Raw genomic sequence first — 17739 nt, forward strand, 5'->3', positions numbered from 1 at the left:
GCCTTGGCGAGCAGGCTGCGCAGGTCGGGGAAGGTGAAGCGTGTGCCTTCGATCGTCGTCGCGTAGGCCATGCGGGCGCTCCCGGCGCGCTGTCGGATCTCAGGGAACCCGATCCTGCAGGATGTCGGGGCCGCCGGGAAGCGGGGACGGTGCGGGCGCTGGCCGCCCTCAGGCCGGCAGCACGACCACCTTCGTCTTGACCGGCGTGCGCGCGTAGAGGTGGATCATGTCCTGGCTCAGCAGCCCGACGCAGCCGCTGGTGATGCCCGTGCCGATCGATTCCGCGTCGCTGCTCGCGTAGATCGTGTAGAGCGTGTAGGCGCCGTTCTGGTAGAGGTGGAGCGTGCGGGCACCGAGCGGGTTGTCGAGGCCGCCGGGCATGCCGCGGGCGTATTTCGCGGCCTCGGGCTGGCGCCGGATCATCTCCTTGGGCGGGGTCCAGGTCGCCCATTCCGACTTGCGGCCGACATAGGCGTTCCCGTTCCACAGGAAACCCTGGCGGCCGACATTGGCGCCGTAGCGGGTGGCGGTGCCGTCACCCTCGATGCGGTAGACGTAGTAGTTCGCGGGATCGACCACGATCGTGCCGGGGGCCTCCGACGAGGCGTACTGGACCGTCCGCCGGTAGTATTTCGGGTTGACCTTGCTGATGTCGACCGCCGGGATCGGGAACTTCTCGTTCGGCATCGGCCCGTAGGTCTTCGCCGCCTCGGCCATGAGCAGGGTGTCGGTCGTCCCGCACCCGCCGAGCGAGAGCGCGCCGATCCCGAGGGCCGAGCCGGCCAGGAACGACCGGCGGCTGAGTATCCCCGCCTCGCACCCGAGGCGCCCACGCCCGTCCAGCCCGCCGGCCCTGCGATCGTCCGTCATCATCGCCCTGGACTTCCCCGTCCTGCAGCCCGGCGCGACCGCGCGGCGTGCCTCCGTCGCGCGAACGGCCAAGCTCGAGAGTGCCGCGCGCCAGCGCGCGTGGCAAGCTTGTCTTTACAGGGTCGAGAGCGGCCGAAATGCGTCGCAAGTGTGGTGAGTCCTCGCGATCTCCGGAGTTCGTCGCCGAACGACCGCGCTGAACGCGCCGGGTGTGCTTCGGACGTCGCAGGTAGGCCGGCGCGGGGCGAGGCCGTGCGGCGTCAGAACTGCACGCCGCGGGTCAGGCTGCCGTCGACCACGAGGTTGGTACCGGTGATGAAGCTCGCGGCGGGGCTCGCCAGGAAGACGGCGGCGCGGGCCACCTCCTCCGGCCGCGCCATCCGGCCGGTCGGGTTCAGCCGGAGCGCCTCGGCGAACAGCGCCGGGTTGCCGGTCTCGATCTGGTGCCAGACGCCGCCCGCGAAGTAGGTGTTGCCGGGCGAGACCGAGTTCGCGCGGATGTTCCGGGGCGCGAGTTGGAAGGCCAGCCCCTGCGCGTAGTGGATCAGCGCCGCCTTGAAGGCGCCGTAGGGACCGGCCGCGAAGTCGATCTCGCGCCCGGACACGCTGGAGATGACGACGATCGCGCCGGCCTCGGACCGCTCGAGGAACGGCATCGCCGCCTCGACCGCCGAGACGGTGCCCATCATGTCGACCGCGAAGCCGCTGCGCCACGCCGCCGCGTCGCTGCCGACCGCGAGAGCGCTGACGTTCGGCACCACGATGTCGAGGCCGCCGAGCTCCTCCGCGGCCTCGGCGACCCAGCCGCGCAGGGCGGCGGAATCGGCAACGTCGACGGCGCGCCCGGTCGCCGCCACGCCCCTGGCGCGCAGGGCCGCCACCTTGGCGGCGACCTCCGCGGCGTTGCGGGCGCAGAAGGCGACCGCGGCCCCCTCGTCGGCCAGCAGGTCGACGATCGCCGCGCCGATCCCCTTGGTGCCGCCCGTCACCAGCGCCCGAAGGCCTCTGAGCCCGAGATCCATCCCATCCTCCTCCGTCGCCGATCAGGCGTGGGCGATCGCCTTCGTGATCGAGGCGCCGAGCGTGTATTTCGGATCGACCATGTTGCCGAGCCGCACGCGCCCGCACTGCGTGAGCAGCATGTAGGCGTCGATCTCGTCGAAGCCGAAATCGGCCGCGAGCCAGCGGACCAGCTCGCGGTAGGCGATGCGCGCGGCGTCCTCCATCGGCCGGGCCGAGCCGATCGTCATGTAGAAGTCTTCGGTCTCGAGCCGCGGCCAGCGGAAGGTCCAGCCCTTGATCAGGTCGATCTGCACCGTCGTGTGGGTCGGGTGCTCCACCGCGACGCCGCAGAGCTCGCCGTCGCCCTGCGCGGCGTGGCAGTCGCCGAGATAGAGGAGCGCGCCCTTCGCGTTCACCGGCAGGTAGATCACCGCGCCGACGCCCACGTCCGGCAGGTCCATGTTGCCGCCGTAATAGTCCGGCTGCAGCGAGGAGATCGCCTCGATCTCCGGCGAAGTGCCGATCGTGCCGATGAAGGGCTGGTAGGGCAGCGTGATCCGGTCGTTCCAGCGCACGCCGTTCTCGGCCGTGACCTCGAGCTTGCGCACCCGCTCGGGCAGGGACGGGTTGAGGAGCGCGGTGTCGCCGGTGGCGACGAGGCCGCCGAATTCCGGCATGATCAGCGTCGTGCCGCAGGGCTGCGGGCCGCGCGGCCGGATCGAGCGGATCGCCACCGCGAGGCAGTCGCCCTTCTCGGCGCCGTTGACGTAGATCGGCCCGTTCTGCGGGTTGAGGTAGGGGAAGTTCAGGATCTGCGTCGGGCTGTCGGTCTCGTGGCGGATCTTGCCCTCGAAGGCGTCGTGGGTCTCGACGGTGACGACGGCGCCGGGATCGACGGTCAGCACCGGCTCGGCGAAGGGCCCGTAGACGTAGTGGTAGCGGCCCTGCTCGGCCTCGGTGATCGTGTGCTCCCGGCCGGGCTTGCCGCCGGCGACGCCCTTGCGGGCCATGATGGACTGATCGAGCCACTGCATGGTCGTCTCTCCCTGGGTTGTCGGACGCTGGTGTCAGACGGCGAGGTGGCGCCGCACGAGGTCGCGGTCGTCGAGGTCCCGGGCCGTCAGCTCCGCGACGATCCGGCCCTTGTCCATGACGTAGCTGCGCTGGGCCATGGCGCGGATCAGGTCGAGGTTCTGCTCCACGAACACGATCGTCACCCCGGTGCGCTTGTTGAGATCGACGAGGGTGCGGCCGATCTGCTGCACCACCGAGGGTTGGATGCCCTCGGAGGGCTCGTCGAGCAGGATCAGCGCGGGCCCGCCGACGAGGACGCGGCCGATGGCGAGCTGCTGCTGCTGCCCGCCCGAGAGCGTCCCGGCCCGCTGCCCGCGCCGCTCCCGCAGGATCGGGAACGGCCCGAAGGCGCGCTCGTAATCCGGCCGCTCGCCCTTCGGCAGCAGCGACGCGCCGACCGTCAGGTTGTCGGCGACGCTCATGCGCGGGAAGACGTCGCGGCCCTGCGGCACGTAGCCGATGCCGAGGCGGGCGCGCCGGTGGGCGGCGAGCCCCTCCACGGCCGCGCCCCGGAACGCGATGCCGCCCGCGGAGGCGGGCAACAGCCCGACGAGGCTGCGCATCAGCGTCGACTTGCCGACGCCGTTGCGGCCGATCACCGCCACGATCTCGCCGGGCCGGACCGCGAGGTCGACGCCCTGGAGCACGGGCTTGCCGCCGTAGCCGGCGCGCAGGCCGGTGGTCGCGAGGAGCGGCTCAGGCATCCGCGACGCTCCGCAGCGGCGGCGCGTCCGCCTCCCCGAGGTAGATCGCGGCGACACGCTCGTCCGCGATGATGGCGTCGGTGGTGCCCTGGGCGAAGATGCGCCCGACATGGAGCACGGTCACCCGCTGGGCGATCTGCCGGACGAAGGCCATGTCGTGCTCGATCGCCAGCACCGCGACGCCGTCGCGGTTGAGCGCCTGCACCATCGCGCCGGTGGCGAAGGTCTCGTCCGGCGACATCCCGGCGGTGGGCTCGTCGAGGAGGAGCAGGCGCGGCTTGAGGCTGATCGCCATGCCGATCTCCAGCCACTGCTTCTGTCCGTGGCTGAGGGCGCCGGCGCGGTCGGAGGCCGCCGCGGTGAGGTTGAGGAAGGCGAGCAGCCGGCGAATCTCGGCGCCGAGCGAGGCGCCCTCCAGATGGTGCTGCAGGGCGATCTCGAGATTGTGCGCCACCGACAGGCTCGGGAAGATCCCCGGGACCTGGAACTTGACGCTCATGCCCCGCCGGATCCGCGCGAAGGGCTTGAGCGCGGTGATGTCCTCGCCGCCGTAGAGGATCTGCCCACGCTCCGGCGCGTACTCGCCGAGCAGAAGGCGGAAGAAGGTGCTCTTGCCGGCGCCGTTCGGCCCGATCAGGCAGTGGATCTCCCCCGCCGCGAGGGCGAAATTCACGTCGTTGGTGACGTGCAGCCCGCCGAAATGCTTGCTGAGATCGCGGGTCTCGAGGAGCGGGGTCATCGGCCGGCCTCCCGGCGGCGCAGGCGGCCGAGCCCGCGCATGGCCGCCACCACGAGGCCGTCGGGCGCCGCCAGCACCACGACGACGAGGAGCAGGCCCATCACCACCAGGGCGTACTGGCTGCCATAGATCGTCAGCGCCTGGAAGCCGCCGAGGACCACGAGCGTGCCGATCAGCGTGGCCGTCAGGTCGCCGCGGCCGCCGACCGCGACCCAGATCACCGGCAGCGCGGCAGCGGTGAGCCCCATGCTGGAGGGCGTGATGTACTGGCCCCAGGCGGTGTAGAGGGTGCCGCTCAGCCCCGCGAGGGCCGAGCCGATCACGAAGGCGGCGAGCTGGTAGCGCCGCACGTCGTAGCCGAGCATCTCGGCCCGTTCCGGGTTCTCGCGGATCGCCACCAGCACGTTGCCGAACCGGGCGTTCACCAGGATGCGCAGCGCGAGGTAGACGACGATCAGGAGGCCCAGGAGGCCGTAGTAGAGGGCGACGTCGGGAAACAGCACGACGTCGCCGTCGGGCCACGGCACGGTCAGGGGTGGCATGCCGCTCATCCCGTTGTAGCCGTTGAGCCGCGCCGCCCCGATCTTCCATTCCGGACCGGCGGTCTGCGCCATGAAGCGCTCCAGGGCGAGCGTCACCGACAGGGTGATGATGCCGAGGAACACCCCGCCGATCCGGCCGAAGAACAGGAAGTAGCCGAGGAGCGCCGCCATGACGGCCGAGAGCGCCACCGCCAGCACCAGGGCCGCGAAGGTGAAGCCGTAGGCGGCGCCGACGTTGAGCGTGAGCACGCCGTAGGCGTAGCCGGAGAGGCCGAAGAAGGCGGTCTGGCCGAAGCTGAGCGCGCCGCCGTAACCCCAGATCAGGCACAGGCCGAGCGCCATGAACACCCAGCAGAAGAAGTAGGCGGTATTGCCGACCGTGTAGCCGTCCGCGAACCACGGGTAGGCCACGGCGGCGGCCACCGCGAGGGCGAAGACGGTCCAGAAGGCCGGGCCGCGCCCCAAGGTCTGCGGGCCCTCGAGGCGCCGGAGCAGGGTCATCGCCGGGGTCATCGCCATGGCCTCAGGCCCGCTCGCGCAGGATCAGGCCCGAGATGCCCCGCGGCAGCACCCGGATGACCAGGATCACCGCGACGAGGAGGCCGATCTGGCCGAAGAGCTGGCCCTGCCACGTCGTGAGCAGCGCCCGCACCGTGCCCAGCACGAGCGCCGCCGGCGCCGTGCCGAGGAAGATGTCGGCGCCGCCGACCACCACGGTGACGAAGGCCTCCATGATGAAGGTCGTCCCCATGGTCGGCACGATGGTCATGGTCGGCGCGTAGAGCCCGCCCGCGAGGCCCGCCAGCGCCGCGCCGAGGCCGAAGGTCAGGGCGTAGACGGTGCGTGTGTCGACGCCGAGGGCCTCGGCCATGTGCGGCACCTGGATGGTGGCGCGGGCGAGCGTCCCGAAGCGGGTGGCGTTGAAGGCGAGGTAGAGCCCGGCCAGCACCGCGACGGCGGCGACCATCAACACGACGCGGTAGGTCGAGTAGGAGTAGCCGCCGACCGTGAAGCTGCCGAGCGGCGTGCCGATCCCCGGCATGCTGGAGCCCAGCAGGATCAGCGTGCCCTGCGTCGCCGCGAGGCTGATGCCCCAGGTCGCCACGATCGTGTCGAGGGGCCGCCCGTAGAGGTGGCGGATGACCAGGCGCTCCATCACCATGCCGACGGCCCCGGCCGCGAGCGCGCCGGCCAGGATCCCCAGCGGAAGCGGAAGCCCCGCCCGCGTGGTCGCCGCCGTGACGTAGGCGCCGCACATGATCAGCTCGCCGTGCGCGAGGTTGATCACGCCCATCATGCCGAACACCACCGCGAGGCCGCAGGCGGAGAGGACCAGGAACGAGAACGCGTCGCCGATCTGGTAGAGGAACGCGAAGGCGTGAGTCAGCAGATCCATCCGGAGGCCCGATCGTGATGGCTGTGGGCCGGGGCCTCGGCCCCGGCGATGTCGCGTCGTCTCCGGCCCGGGGCCGCGGCGCGCGGATTTCCGTCCCGGCGGCTCAGGGCTTCGGCGGGTTGCTCGGCGTGTACTGCGCCATCGGATCCTTCTGCGTCAGGTCGCAGCCGGCCTTCCCGAGCCAGTAGGGCTGGATGTTGTCCCAGGTCTTCGGGAAGGAGATCGCGTGCTTCTCGTCGACCTTCGCGAGGTAGATCGTGTGGGAGGCGTGCTGGCTCTTCGGGTCGATGCAGACCTTGCCCTCCGGCGCGTCCACGCAGACGTCGCCCGCCGCGATGACCTTGCGCAGGTCGGCGCGCTTGGTCGAGCCGTTCGCCCGCTCCACCATCTGCTTGTAGAGGTAAACCGCGAGGTAGGAGTTCTCGGCCTCCTGGTTCACGTACGGCTCGTTCGGGAACTTCGCCTTCCACTTGGCCAGGAAGGCCTTGCTCGACGGGCTGTCGACCTCCTCGATGTAGTTCGTGGTCACGTACATGTTGGCGAGGCTCGGGGGCTGGAAGCGCTTGTGCTCGTAGCCCTGGCCGATATTGACCGAGGAGCCCATCGGCACCTTCAGGTTCGCGGCCGCCGCCTGCTCGTAGTAGGAGGCCTGCGCCGTCCCGACGAGCAGCGTCATCAGGATGTCGGGCTTGGCCTTCTGGATGTTCTGGATCGTCTGCGAGAATTGCGACACGCCGAGGGGGATGAACTCTTCCCCGACCATCTCGCCGCCGTTCTCCTTGACGATGTTGCGCACCCACTCGGCCGAGATCTGACCGAAATTGTAGTCGGCCGCGATCGTGTAGACCCGCTTGCCGAACTTCTCCATCATCCACGGGATCAGCGTCGAGAATTGCTGCTCCGGCACCGCGCCCGTGACGACCATGTGGCCGTCGCAGACGCCGCCCTCGTACTGGTTGTTGTAGAACGCGAAGCCGTCGAGCTGGTCGACGATCGGCCGGTAGGCCTCGCGGGACGCGCTGGAGAAGCCCGCGAAGACGGCGTTGACCTTGTCGCGCTGGAGCACGCGGCGCATGAATTCCTGGTAGCGCGTGTTGTCGGACTGCGTGTCGTAAATCACGAGCTCCAGCTTGCGCCCGGCGATGCCGCCCGCGGCGTTGATCTCGTCCGCGGCGAGCTGGATGCCGTGGACCTTGCCGATCGTGGCGACCGCGAAGTCGCCGGACTGGTCCTCGAGGACGCCGAGCTTGATCGGGTCGGCGGCGCGGGCCGCGGGGGCGGCCAGGGCTGCGCCGGCGAGCAGGGCGGCCGCGAGGGCGGGCAGTCGGGATCCGCGGGGCGTTCTCGGCATCAGGGCGTCCTCGTTTTCGGGGTGGCGACGGAAACTCAGGATCGGGCGAGCCGCGGCGGTGCGGCCGGCGCCGCGACCGCGGGACGGGCGCGCACCAGCGCCTCGCAGTAGGCCTCGAGGGGCTGCCGGGCGCGCATGGAGTCGCGGCGCAGGGTCTCGTAGGCCGCGTCGTCGTCGAGGCCGTGCTCCTGCATCAGCCGCAGGATCGCCTTGACGACGTGGCGCCGGCCGCGCCGCCGCTCCTCGTGGCGGGCCAGGCGCTCCTCCAGCAGGCGGCGCCGGTTGTGCTCGTTCACCGCCAGGAACAGGGCGGCGTAGACCGAGGCGCCGTGGATCGGCTTGCGCAGCAGGCCGGTGGCGCCGAGCTGGAGCAGGCCCTTGAGCCGGCTCGGCGCCTCGACGCCCACGAGGCCGACCACCGGGACCGGCGGCAGGTCCGGCACGGCGCTCGCCGCGAGGCCCGGCAGTGGCAGGTCGCCGTCCACGATGACGATGTGGTGCTCGGGATCGAGGATCTCGAAGTCGAGCCACGGCGCCTCGCCGGCCGGGACGACCGAGGCCACGGTGAGCCCGAGCTTCATCAGGGTGCCCGCCAGGACGTCCGTGGCGGTGCTCGGCGGCGCGATCAGCAGGGCCTGCGCGCCGCTGAAATTCTGGATCAGCCGGGGCGTCGTCATGGGACCACCCGCAGGCGCGGGCGCCGGCTCACCGGCACGACGCGCGGATCGCTGCGCACGAGGTAGGGGTCCGGCGCGACCGGCTCTTCGGCCTGCGCCACGATGGTGAAGCGGGCCGCCGCCGTCGAGAGCCCGATCCGGGGGGTCAGGCAGGCGTGGAGGGTCGTCTCGTCGAGGCGCACTGGTCCCTGGGGCGCCTCGAACTCGTCGGCGCAGGCCGCCCGGCGCACCGTCGCGGCGTCCTCGGTCCCGGCCCGCACCAGCGCCCGCGCCAGGAGATGCACCGCGATGTACGAGGATTCGGCATCCGCCGAGGGGGTCGGTCCGCCGGGGAAGCGCGCCGCGTAGGCCGCCATGAAGGCGCGGTTGCGGGGCGTGTCGATCGACGTGAAGTAGACGCTGGAGGACAGGTGGCCGTCGACCGCCTCCGGCCCGATCGCCTCCAGTTCCGGCTCGGCGAGGCTGCAGCTCGCCACCGGCATCGTGCGGGCTTGGTCGATGCCGCGCGCCGCGCAGGCGTTCCGGAAGTCGCGGAAGAACTGGTACGCCGAGATCCCGATCAGCGTGTTGAAGACGAAGTCCGGCCTCGCGGCCAGGATCGCCTCGATCACCTGATCGAAGGCGGTCTCACCCACCGGGAGGTAGCGCTCGCCCGCGACCCCGCCACCGGCGATCGCCAGCGTCTCGCGCAGGATCCGGTTGTTCTCCCAGGCCCAGATGTAGTTGGAACCGATGCAGTAGGCCGTGCGCCCGCCCCCGGCGAGCAGGTGTCGCACCAGCGGGACGATGTGCTGATTCGGCGCCGCTCCGGTATAGACCACATTCGCTGAGGTCTCGAAGCCCTCGTAATGCGACGGATACCAGAGCAGCGCGTCCCGCTTCTCGAAGATTGGGATGATCTCCTTGCGGCTCGACGAGGTGTAGCAGCCGACGACGTGGCGGATCCCCGCGCCGAGGAGCCGCTCGGCCCCGGCGACATAGCCCGCGAGGGCGCCCTGCGGATCGCTGATCACCGGCTCGAGGACGCAGTCGCCGCGCGCGTTCACCTCCTCGACCGCCAGGAGCGCGCCGTTCAGCATCGCCCGGCCGACGAGACCGTAGGGTCCGTCCGCGGAGAAGAGGATGCCGACGCGGTGATGGCTCAGGCCCATGCAATCCTTCAGAACGCAAAAAGCCCGCCAGTGCGTGAGCACTGCGGGCGGCATCGCCGAGAAAGATGGTGACGTATTGGCGCGAAACTGGGCAGCTTTGCCCCGCGCCTGAAAACTAGGCTCCTCGGTTATGGCCTCTGTGTCAAGTGCCGCTCAGTCTTTTCGGAGCCGGCGTCTTGGCGATTGCTTCCCGGGGTCGCCGGCCGGCATACGCGCGAGCGCGCCTCAGAGGCGCCTGAAGCCGCGGAGGCGGGGCGCTGGCCGACCGGCATCGGCTGACTCGGAGTCGCGCGGGGCACCACCGGCCGGCGCGATTATTCCAATCTCCGGAATGATGAACTGTGCAGAACGCGTATTCTGCTCGCCCGGACGCGGCGGCATTCTCCCCTCACGGCCCGGGGCGATCCCGGCCCCCGACGGAGACCGACGGTCATGAAGCTCTACCACCATCCCCTCTCGGGCCACGCCCACCGCGCGCGCCTGTTCCTGTCCCTGGTCGAGGCCCCGCACGAGCTGATTGAGGTCGACCTGAAGGCGGGCGAGCACAAGACGCCGGCCTTCCTCGCCATGAACCCGTTCGGTCAGGTGCCGGTGCTCGACGACGACGGCGTGATCGTCTCCGATTCCAACGCCATCCTGGTCTACGTGGCGAAGCGGCTCGGCCGCTCCGACTGGCTGCCCGAGGATCCGCGCGGCGCGGCGGCGGTCCAGCGCTGGCTCTCAGTCGCGGCGGGCGAGCTCGCCTACGGGCCGGCGGCGGCCCGGCTGATCACGGTCTTCGGCGCCACGTTCAACCCGGCGGAGGTGATCGCCCGGGCGCACACGCTGCTCGGGCGGCTCGAGGCGCATCTCGACGGCCGGGAGTGGCTCGCGGCCGAGCGGCCGACCGTCGCGGACGTGGCGGTCTACAGCTACCTCGCCCGCGCCCCGGAGGGGAACGTGGACCTGTCGGGCTATCCGCGGGTCGGGGCCTTCCTGCGCCGGGTCGAGGGCCTGCCGGGCTTCGTGCCCTTCGCCGAGACGCCCGCGGGCCTCACGGCCGCGGCGTGACCGGACGGCCCCGGGCGCGCCCGCGCCCGGGGGGCGGATGCGAGTTGAGGGCGCGAAGATGACCGACGATCAGACCCTTGCGACGCTGCCGACTTGGCATGCCGGCGAGACGACCATCCAGGAGACGGTCGGCGCCGCCGACCGGATGGCCGTGATCGGCCAGCGGGTGGTGCGGGACTTCATGCCCGATCAGCACCGCGCGTTCTTCGCGCAGATCCCCTTCGTCGTGCTGGGCAGCGTCGACCGGCAGGGCGACGCCTGGGCCACGCTCCTGGCGGGCGGCCCCGGCTTCATCACCTCGCCCTCGGCCACCACCCTCGACATCGCCGCCCGGCCGGACCCGGCCGACCCCGCGTCGGACGGAACGCGCGAGGGCGACGCTATAGGCCTCCTCGGGATCGCGCTGGACAGCCGCCGCCGCAACCGCGTCAACGGCCTCGTCAGGTCAGCGGCGGGCGGGGTCCTCCACTTCGCCGTCGATCAGAGCTTCGGCAATTGCCCGCAATACATCCAGCTCCGCGACATGACCTTGGCGGGCGAGCCGGGCGCCTCCACTCCGGTCCCCGCCGAGGAGAGCGCGGAACTCGACCCGGAAGCGCGCGGCCTGATCGGCGCGGCGGACACGTTCTTCGTGGCCTCCTACGCCGACCGCGAGGGCCGGCGCCAGGTCGACGTCTCGCATCGCGGCGGCAAGGCGGGGTTCGTCCGAGTCGCCGCGGACGGCACGCTCACCATCCCCGACTTCGCCGGCAACCTGTTCTTCGCCACCCTCGGGAACATCCTCCTGAACGGAAGGGCCGGTCTGGTCTTCACCGACTTCGCGACCGGCGATCTCCTGCAGCTGACCGGTGACGCCGCGGTCATCCTGGACTCGCCCGAGATCGCCGCCTTCCAGGGCGCCGAGCGGCTCTGGAGCTTCTGGCCGCGCCGGGTGATCCGCCGGCGCTGCGCCCTGCCGCTGCGCGGGTCGTTCCGGCCGGACGGCTGGTCTCCGAACGCGCTGATGACCGGCGACTGGGCGGAGGCCGCCGACCGCGCCCGGGCGGCCGGGCGCGCGGCGCAGTGGCGGCCGTTCCGGGTGGCCGAGATCGTCGACGAGAGCCGCACGATCCGGTCCTTCCACCTGGTCCCGGACGACGGGGCCGGTCGGCTCCCGCACCGCGCGGGCCAGCACCTCCCGATCCGCGTGACGCTGCCCGGAGCGACGGCGCCGGTGATCCGGACCTACACGCTCTCGGTCGCGCCCTCGGACCCGACCTACCGGATCAGCGTGAAGCGCGACGGCGCGGTCTCGCAGCACCTTCACGACCGGGTCCACGTCGGCGACATCCTCGAGGCGCGCGCCCCCGACGGCGGCTTCACTCTCGACGCGGGCGCGACGCGCCCGGCGGTGCTGCTCGCCGGCGGCGTCGGGATCACGCCGCTCGTCGCGATGCTCCGGCACGTGGTCTACGAGGGCCTGCGCACGCGCAAGATCCGGCCGACCACGCTCGTCTACGCCGCTCGCACGCGCGCCGAGCGCGCCTTCGACCGGGAGCTGTCCGAACTCGCCGCGGCGGCGCAAGGGGCGGTCCGGGTGGTGCGCGTGCTCAGCGACGTGTCCGATGCCCGGCTTGGCGCCGACTACGACGCCGCGGGCCGGATCGACATGGCCCTGCTCACGCGGTTCCTGGCCTTCGGCGACTACGATTTCTACCTGTGCGGGCCAGCTTCCTTCACGCAGGCGCTCTATGACGGGCTCCGCGGCCTCAACGTGGCGGACGACCGCATTCACGCGGAAGCCTTCGGCCCCTCGGGGCTCGTCCGCGACGCCGGACCGGCGGCGGCCGTGCCCAAACGCCCGCCGGCCTCCACCGCGACGGTTCCGGTCGCCTTCCTCGACACCGGCAAGGAGGCGCGCTGGACGCCCGAAGCGGGCAGCCTCCTCGACCTCGCCGAGGCCCGCGGCCTCGCACCGCCCTTCAGCTGCCGCGAAGGGAGTTGCGGAACCTGCCGCACCAAGCTGCTCGCCGGCGCGGTGACCTATCCCAAGGAACCGAGCGCCGCCGTGGCGGCGGACGAGGTGCTGATCTGCTCGGCAGTGCCCGCGGAGGGCACGGAACGGGTGCAGCTCGCGCTCTGACGCGCGATACGCCGTGTTCCACGCCGTTTTCCGTCTTCCGGGACCGGCGCGGCGCGATCATGCTGCGGCGCGCCTGTGCCGGGCCTCGAGCCCCTTTCATCCCGAGAACCTGAGGAGTCCCCCATGTCCCGTCCGCCGCTGCCGCCCTTCGACGAGCAGAGCGCGATCACGAAGGTCCGCCTCGCCGAGGATGGCTGGAACGGCCGCGACCCGGCCAAGGTCGCGCTGGCCTACACGACCGATACCCGCTGGCGGAACCGGGCCGAGTTCCTGAACGGGCGGCAGGAGGTGGAGGCGTTCCTGACCCGAAAGTGGAACCGGGAACTCGATTACCGCCTCATCAAGGACCTCTGGGCCTTCACCGGCAACCGCATCGCCGTGCGCTACGCCTACGAGTACCACGACGACAGCGGCCACTGGTTCCGGGCCTACGGCAACGAGAACTGGGAGTTCGCCGAGGACGGGCTGATGCGCTATCGGCACAGCAGCATCAACGAACTGCCCATCGCGGAAGCGGACCGCAAGTTTCACTGGCCCCTCGGGCGCCGGCCCGACGACCATCCCGGCCTGAGCCACTTCGGCTTCTGAGCGGTCGGGCCGCCGCGCGGTCGGGCCGGGCGTGGGCGTCGCGACCCGGCCGCACAACACGGGAGCGAGGCCATGGATCGGTGGCAGGCCATGCGCATCTTCGCGAAGGTCGCCGAGACGGCGAGCTTCGCGCGGACCGCCCGCCTCCTGCACATGAGCCCGCCGGCCGTGACGCGGGCGGTGGCCGCGCTCGAGGAGACCATCGGGACCCGCCTCCTGATCCGGACGACGCGTTCCGTGAAGCTGACGGAGGCGGGCAGCCGGTACTACGAGGATTGCCGGCGCATCCTGGCCGACATCGCCGAGGCGGAATCGGCGGCGGCCGGCTCCAACGCCGCGCCCTCGGGCACGCTCGCGGTGACGGCCTCGGTCCTGTTCGGGCGGATGCACGTGCTCCCGATCGTCACCGACTACCTCGACACCTACCCGACCATGGCGGCGCGCACCCTCTTCGTCGACCGGCCGGTGAGCATGGTCGAGGAGGGGATCGACGTCGCGATCCGCATCGGCCACCTGACCGATTCCGGCGTCACGGCCGCCCGGGTCGGTTCGGTGCGCCACGTCATCTGCGGCGCCCCGGACTACTTCGCGCGGCACGGCGTGCCGGCGACGCCGGCGGATCTGAAGCGGCACCGGATCGCCGTCTCCACCGGCGCCTTCGCGTCGCCGGAATGGCGGTTCGGCCGGAACGAGCGGGTGGTCGTCCACCCGACCCTGGAGGGGAACACGAACGAGGTCTCGATCGGCGCCGCCCGGTCGGGCTGGGGGCTGGCGCGGGTCCTGAACTACCAGATCGGCCCGGACCTGCGGGACGGCCGCCTGCAGATCGTGCTCGCCGACTACGAGGAGGCGCCGCTGCCCGTCCACGTCCTGTACCCGGAAGGCCGGCACGCGCCCGCGAAGGTGCGAACCTTCGTCGACCTGGCGGTGTCGCGGCTGCGCGCCAACCGGACGCTGAACTGAGAGCGGCCCGGATCGACACCGGTCGCATTGGCCGCAGCCGCGGCGGCGGAAAGGATGGCTCAGTCTTAGGTTAGTTTCTTAGGATCTCCCGCATCTTCTGCGGGTAATGAGGGCCCATCCGTGACGAGACCCGAGCGCGCGACCCTGCGCGGCCAAGCTCCGCCGACCGTTCGCCCGGATGTCGCTGCCGCGACGCCCGCGGACCGGCGGCACGCGGGCGTCGCGCCGTGCCCGGCGCCGATCTGAGAGAAGGCAGGCGCATGGATCAGTGGACTCGCCTCGACCCCATCTACGATTCCGAGGCGGCCGCGCGCGCGATCGCCGCGTCGGCGCCCGCGCGCGCCGACGTCCAGGATCGCGACGACGGCTTCCCGCGGGACGACATCGCCGATCTCGGCCGCCTCGGGCTGCTCGCCGCGCCCGTCCCGGTGGATCACGGCGGCGCGGGTCTCGGGACGGAGCCGGGCGCCGGTGCCCTGGCGGAGGTACTGCGGCTGGTCGGCTACGGGAGCCTCGCGCTCGGCCGGCTCTACGAGGGACACGTCAACGCCCTCCAGCTCATCGCCCGGTACGGCTCTCCCGCCCAGCGGGTCCGCCTGTTCGCCGACGCGCGCGCCGGCCATCTGTTCGGTGTCTGGAACACCGAGCCGGGGGAAGGCGGTCTGCGGATCGAGGCCCCGGAGGCCGACGGCCGTCTCCGCGGCGTGAAGACCTTCGCGTCGGGCGCTGGCTTCGTCACCCGCGCCCTCGTCACCGCGCGGCATCCGGGAGAGACCGGCACGGCGATGATGGTGGTGCCGCTCGACGCCGGCGCGCGGTCCGACCTCTCGGCGTGGCGGGCGCAGGGCATGCGCGCCTCTGCGACGGGCACGATCGACTTCACCGGCCTCGCCTTCGACGCCGATCACGTGGTGGGCGCGCCCGACGACTACTTCCGGCAGCCGGCCTTCTCGGGCGGCGCGTGGCGCTTCGCGGCGGTGCAGCTCGGCGGCATCGAGGCCGTGTTCGATGCCTGGCGCGGCCATCTCGGCCGCCTCGGCCGGGGGAGCGATCCGCACCAGCTGGCGCGCCTCGGCGAGGGTGCCATCGCGGTCGAGGGCGCGCGGCTCTGGGTCGAGCGCGGGGCGCAAGTCGCGTCGGACGCGGAGATGCCGCCCGAGCGCGTCGTCGCCTACATCAACTTGGTCCGCCTCGCGGTCGAGCGCGCGGGCCTCGACGTCCTGCAGCTGGCCCAGCGCTCGGTGGGCCTGCAGGGCTTCCTGCGCGGCCATCCGCTCGAGCGGCTGTCGCGCGATCTCGCCACCTACCTGCGCCAGCCCGGGCCGGACCAGGCGCTCACCAGCGCGGCCTCCGAGATCCTGCGCAGCGGCGGCCTCGCCGGTGACTTGTGGACCGAGAACGCCGCGTGACGGGATCCGGGAGCCACGGCCCGGCGCCGCGGACCGCCTGGCTGGACGGGCCGGAGCGGTACGGCCGCGTCAGCCGCGGATTTCACTGGCTGATGGCCGCCCTGTTCGCGTGGCAGTTCGCGGGCGCGCTGCTCTACGTCACGATCGGCGACGCGGCGCTCACCCGCCTCGTCGGCGGCAGCCACTTCACCCTGGGCTTCACCCTGTTCGTGCTCGTGCTCCTGCGCGGCGTCTGGGGTCTCGCGAACCTTCACCGGCGCCCCGCCCACCCGGGCGCGCCGGGGCGCGCCGTCGCGGCCGGTCACGCCCTGATCTATCTCCTGATGGTCCTGGTCCCGAGCCTCGCGCTGCTGCGCCAGTATGGGTCGGGCAAGCCCTTCGCGCCCTACGGCATCCCGGTGATGCCGGCGCGCGAGACGAAGATCGAGTGGATGATGCTGCCCGCCGATCTGTTCCACTACTGGCTGGGCTTCACGCTCCTCGTTGTCGTGCTCGGCCACGCCGCGATGGCGTTCCTGCACCGCAGGCTCTGGAACGAGAGCGTCCTGACGCGCATGACCTGACCGGCGGCGGGCGCGCCACGCGCGATGCTCAGGCCTCGGCCTCCGCGGCGGCGGGCGCGCGCTCGGGAAGCGGCGCGTCCAGCGTGAACACCACGCCGCGGGCGCGATACTCGATCTCCGCCGTGCCACCCATCTCGGCGGCCAGCGCCCGCTCGATGAGGCGCGTGCCGAACCCGCCGCGGGCCGGTACCGTCACCGCGGGTCCGCCGACCTCCTCCCACCGAAACCAGAGACGGGCCGGCGGCGCCCCGTTCACCACGTCCCAGTTCAGGATCACCCGCCCCCGGTCGTTCGACAGGGCACCGTACTTGACCGCGTTGGTCGCCAGCTCGTGCAGCGCCATCGTGAATGCGAGCGTCAGGCGCGGCGTCAGCCACACCTCCGGTCCGTTGATCAGGAAGCGCTGCCCAGCCCCGCCGCGGAAGGCCTGGAGGGTGCCCTCCACGATGACGCTGAGCGTGGCCCCGATCCAGCTCTCGCGGGTCAGGACGTCGTGGGCGGCCGAGAGCGAGTGCAGCCGCGCGTCGAGGGTCCTGTGCGCCTCCTCCAGGGAGGCGGCGTTGCGCAGGGTCTGGTGCGCGATCGACTGCATGGTCGCCATCGAGTTCTTCACCCGGTGGTTCAATTCGTCGGCCAGGAGGGCGCGGTGCTCCTCCGCGCGCTTGCGCTCGGTCACGTCGATCGAGACGCCGGCCATGCTGAGCGGCTGACCGACCGCGTCGTAGAAGGTCTGACCCCGGATCTGCAGCCAGCGCAGCTCCCCGCCGGGGGTGCGCGCGCGGTACTCGATGTCGTAGTCGCTGTGCTCGCGGATCGAGGCCTGCACCGCGGCCCGCATGCGGGACTGGTCCTCGGGCTCGATCGCGGCGATCAGGTCCTCGTAGCTGAACGGCTCGCCCGGGGCCCAGCCGAAATTCTCCTTGCAGGTGTCGGAGGCCACGAGCCGCATGTCGGCGAGATCGAGGGTCCACGAGCCGAAACGTCCGGCCTTCAGGATGAAGCGCAACCGCTCCTCGCTGCGGGTGAGGTCGCTGGTGCGGCGCTCCACCTCCTGCTCGAGCGCCTCCCGGTCGCGCTGCATCCGCGCGAGCTTCTCCCGCTCCAGCGTCACGTCGAACTGCGACGCGAAGAAGTAGGTGAGCTCACCGTCGCGATCGAAGACCGGCGAGATCAGGAGCCGATTCCAGAAGAGCTCGCCGCTTTTCTTATGGTTCAGGAGCTCGATCTCGATCGGCACGCGACGGCCGATCGCCGCCCGGATCTTCGCGATGTCGGCCTTGCTGGTCTCGGGCCCCTGCAGGAACCGGCAGTTCCGGCCGATGATCTCGTCGTGGCCGTACCCGGTCAGCTTGGAGAAGGCGGCGTTGACGAAGACAATGGGGTTGTCCGGCTGATGGGGGTCGGTGATCAGCATCGGCATCCGCGTCGCCCGCACGGCGGAGACGAAGGGGTCGGTACTCGCGTCGGTCCGGGCGAACTCCGCCTCGAAGCGCGTGCGTTCCAGCTGATCCGTCACTGTCCCGTCGCCTCTGCCACGA

17 protein-coding genes are annotated in these 17739 nt (G+C 71.6%); 6 read left to right on the top strand and 11 right to left on the bottom strand.

The annotated features are described in order from the left end of the window. Nucleotides 1-168: 168 nt before the first annotated feature. The 10 genes from ACLBXO_RS23845 to ACLBXO_RS23890 all read right to left on the bottom strand — a co-directional run bounded on the left by ACLBXO_RS23845 (nucleotide 169) and on the right by ACLBXO_RS23890 (nucleotide 9506). Nucleotides 169-873: a L,D-transpeptidase gene (locus ACLBXO_RS23845; protein ID WP_447686925.1), complete on the bottom strand. Its 705-nt coding sequence runs from the start codon at nucleotides 871-873 to the stop codon at nucleotides 169-171. A gap of 257 nt (nucleotides 874-1130) precedes the next feature. Then, entirely contained in the window at nucleotides 1131-1892 is a 762-nt protein-coding gene (locus tag ACLBXO_RS23850; protein WP_447686926.1) for an SDR family NAD(P)-dependent oxidoreductase, read from the bottom strand. Between the two features lie 21 nt (nucleotides 1893-1913). Then, nucleotides 1914-2906: an acetamidase/formamidase family protein gene (locus tag ACLBXO_RS23855; protein ID WP_447686927.1), complete on the bottom strand. Its 993-nt coding sequence runs from the start codon at nucleotides 2904-2906 to the stop codon at nucleotides 1914-1916. Nucleotides 2907-2939: 33 nt separating this feature from the next. Next, complete coding sequence (locus ACLBXO_RS23860; protein WP_447686928.1) at nucleotides 2940-3650, bottom strand: ABC transporter ATP-binding protein; 711 nt, start codon at nucleotides 3648-3650, stop codon at nucleotides 2940-2942. Then, nucleotides 3643-4389, bottom strand: coding sequence for an ABC transporter ATP-binding protein (locus tag ACLBXO_RS23865; RefSeq protein WP_447686929.1), 747 nt, complete (start codon nucleotides 4387-4389; stop codon nucleotides 3643-3645). The genes ACLBXO_RS23860 and ACLBXO_RS23865 overlap by 8 nt, the downstream gene beginning before the upstream one ends. Next, nucleotides 4386-5450, bottom strand: coding sequence for a branched-chain amino acid ABC transporter permease (locus tag ACLBXO_RS23870; protein WP_447686930.1), 1065 nt, complete (start codon nucleotides 5448-5450; stop codon nucleotides 4386-4388). The genes ACLBXO_RS23865 and ACLBXO_RS23870 overlap by 4 nt, the downstream gene beginning before the upstream one ends. Nucleotides 5451-5454: 4 nt before the next feature. Continuing rightward, entirely contained in the window at nucleotides 5455-6327 is an 873-nt protein-coding gene (locus tag ACLBXO_RS23875; RefSeq protein WP_447686931.1) for an ABC transporter permease subunit, read from the bottom strand. Nucleotides 6328-6430: 103 nt separating this feature from the next. Then, nucleotides 6431-7678, bottom strand: a complete 1248-nt coding sequence (locus tag ACLBXO_RS23880) for an urea ABC transporter substrate-binding protein (protein ID WP_447686932.1) — start codon at nucleotides 7676-7678, stop codon at nucleotides 6431-6433. Nucleotides 7679-7713: 35 nt separating this feature from the next. After that, complete coding sequence (locus ACLBXO_RS23885; RefSeq protein ID WP_331317172.1) at nucleotides 7714-8355, bottom strand: ANTAR domain-containing response regulator; 642 nt, start codon at nucleotides 8353-8355, stop codon at nucleotides 7714-7716. Further along, nucleotides 8352-9506 (bottom strand): transporter substrate-binding domain-containing protein, encoded by a 1155-nt coding sequence (locus ACLBXO_RS23890; protein WP_447686933.1) that lies wholly within the window; start codon nucleotides 9504-9506, stop codon nucleotides 8352-8354. The genes ACLBXO_RS23885 and ACLBXO_RS23890 overlap by 4 nt, the downstream gene beginning before the upstream one ends. A 432-nt stretch (nucleotides 9507-9938) precedes the next feature. On the opposite strand from ACLBXO_RS23890, the gene ACLBXO_RS23895 reads away from it, so the two are divergent. The 6 genes from ACLBXO_RS23895 to ACLBXO_RS23920 all read left to right on the top strand — a co-directional run bounded on the left by ACLBXO_RS23895 (nucleotide 9939) and on the right by ACLBXO_RS23920 (nucleotide 16201). Further along, nucleotides 9939-10556, top strand: coding sequence for a glutathione S-transferase family protein (locus tag ACLBXO_RS23895; RefSeq protein ID WP_331317170.1), 618 nt, complete (start codon nucleotides 9939-9941; stop codon nucleotides 10554-10556). A gap of 58 nt (nucleotides 10557-10614) precedes the next feature. Continuing rightward, nucleotides 10615-12678 carry a 2Fe-2S iron-sulfur cluster-binding protein gene (locus ACLBXO_RS23900; RefSeq protein WP_447686934.1) on the top strand — a complete coding sequence of 688 codons (2064 nt, stop codon included), beginning with the start codon at nucleotides 10615-10617 and terminating at the stop codon, nucleotides 12676-12678. A 123-nt stretch (nucleotides 12679-12801) separates the two neighbouring features. Continuing rightward, nucleotides 12802-13266 (top strand): nuclear transport factor 2 family protein, encoded by a 465-nt coding sequence (locus ACLBXO_RS23905; RefSeq protein ID WP_447686935.1) that lies wholly within the window; start codon nucleotides 12802-12804, stop codon nucleotides 13264-13266. Nucleotides 13267-13338: 72 nt separating this feature from the next. Beyond that, complete coding sequence (locus ACLBXO_RS23910) at nucleotides 13339-14229, top strand: LysR family transcriptional regulator (protein WP_447686936.1); 891 nt, start codon at nucleotides 13339-13341, stop codon at nucleotides 14227-14229. 260 nt (nucleotides 14230-14489) lie between these two features. Continuing rightward, a complete protein-coding gene (locus ACLBXO_RS23915; protein ID WP_447686937.1) occupies nucleotides 14490-15638 on the top strand; it encodes an acyl-CoA dehydrogenase family protein in 1149 nt (382 codons plus the stop codon). Next, entirely contained in the window at nucleotides 15635-16201 is a 567-nt protein-coding gene (locus ACLBXO_RS23920) for a cytochrome b (RefSeq protein ID WP_447686938.1), read from the top strand. Before ACLBXO_RS23915 ends, ACLBXO_RS23920 begins: the two co-directional genes overlap by 4 nt. A gap of 28 nt (nucleotides 16202-16229) precedes the next feature. Here ACLBXO_RS23920 and ACLBXO_RS23925 read toward each other — a convergent pair whose 3' ends face one another. Further along, nucleotides 16230-17717 (bottom strand): HWE histidine kinase domain-containing protein, encoded by a 1488-nt coding sequence (locus ACLBXO_RS23925; protein WP_447686939.1) that lies wholly within the window; start codon nucleotides 17715-17717, stop codon nucleotides 16230-16232. Nucleotides 17718-17739 lie beyond the last annotated feature (22 nt).

This window comes from Methylobacterium sp. C33D (assembly GCF_053345825.1).